Origin of the sequence: Mycobacterium sp., from assembly GCF_040398885.1 — a bacterium.
In the GTDB taxonomy this organism is placed as follows: Bacteria; Actinomycetota; Actinomycetes; order Mycobacteriales; family Mycobacteriaceae; genus Mycobacterium.
Map to the genome: position 1 here is coordinate 1 of NZ_JBBATF010000309.1, position 1424 is coordinate 1424.

General features: G+C 67.3%; 1 protein-coding gene. It reads right to left on the reverse strand.

Features of this window, described 5'->3' with window-relative positions; genetic code table 11:
• Window positions 1-151: 151 nt before the first annotated feature.
• On the reverse strand, window positions 152-1402 hold the full coding sequence (locus ADBZ5U_RS16370; RefSeq protein ID WP_526811957.1) for a hypothetical protein: 1251 nt from the start codon (window positions 1400-1402) through the stop codon (window positions 152-154).
• Window positions 1403-1424: the final 22 nt, after the last annotated feature.

Genomic DNA, 1424 nt, shown 5'->3' on the forward strand with positions numbered 1-1424 from the left:
CCTCGGATCGGCTCGGACGGCGACGTCGCTCCCGCGAGTATCCACCGTGTCGAGGAAGTCCGCAGACGCGGGCGAGAAGGTGAACCCGCGTGTGGGCCGATGATCGATCGAGACGACCGATCATCGGCCCACCGCCGGGGGCTCGAGAGGATCAGACGAGCCGCAGCACCATGGTGGTCAACTTGGCGTGGCCTGCGCTGGAGGGATGGGGCATGCCGCCCTTGACCGTGCGCTGGATGTCACCGGGCACGGCGAATCCGGCCATCTGCCAGGTGGTGCAGGTGACCGTGCCAGCGGGGGCGCCGCGCTGACCTGCTGCGACACCGTTGCAGATGGCCGTGTTCAGCGCAGTGAGGTTGGCCCGCAGCGTCGCCGTCTGAGCTGCGTTGCGTGAGATGGGGAACGTCGCCGGGAACCCGGCCCTGGCCATGGTGCTGATGAAGAGCTCGATCGCCGTCGGGCTCCAGCCCTGGGCCGTCATCGTCGCACGGATCATGCCCGGAACCTCGACGACAGCCGGGGAGATGTCGTAGTACCCCACCCAGATGATGCGGTCGAGCTTGGCGGCGACTGCACCGGCAACCATGGCGCTCACGTCAGCGGTGATCCCCGGGCCGGTCGTCGGCAGGTCGAAGGCCGGCACATTCACCGTTGTTGCGCCGTAGAAGGGGAAGCTGAACGTGCAGCTGCCGCCCCGGGCGAGCAGCTGGTCGAGGGCTGCCATGTCTCGCGCCGAGCCGTCCATGCGATGCGTCGGGGCACCGTTGGGGGTGATGTTGATCCAATAGGAGTACCGCCAGGCGGCGTGCGCCATGCTGCACATCACGTACTCGCCGAGCATCGTCGACCAGTTGGTGTTGTTCACGCCCCCGGTGGTCACCCAGGCGACCTTTCGCTGCTGCGACTGCTCCCAGGCGGCGGTGGCCAGCACCATGCCGAATGGCGATGCGCCCTTCCCCCAGATGTTCCCGCACGCGTCGGTCGTGCCGGGTCCGGCGAAGCGCATGTGACCGGTGGTGTACCCGGTCCGTGCGTAGTTGTAGTAATTCCCGCCGGCGAACTTCGCTGCGCCGTGGAAGACGCGGAACGCATAGCTGAAGCTCGGCTCGTTGCCGGTGCCTGCAGCGCCGCGGGTCGTGTTCGGGCATGGGTTGCGGAGGTTGGGGATGCCGGACGCCCACTGGTTGTGGGCGGAGGTGACGGAGTCGCCGCTGGCGATGTAGGTCCAGCACTGCTTGCCACCGCGGGTTCCAACGACCTCGTTAGCGAACGGGTTGGTGCGCGGGTAGGCCGGGCACGGGTTCGTCGGTGGGACGGTTGGTGGGACGGTTGGTGGGACGGTTGGTGGGACGGTTGGTGGGACGGTTGGTGTGAATCGCCCCGAGATCGGTGACTGCTCCAACCCTTGAGAGGATGGAGTTCAT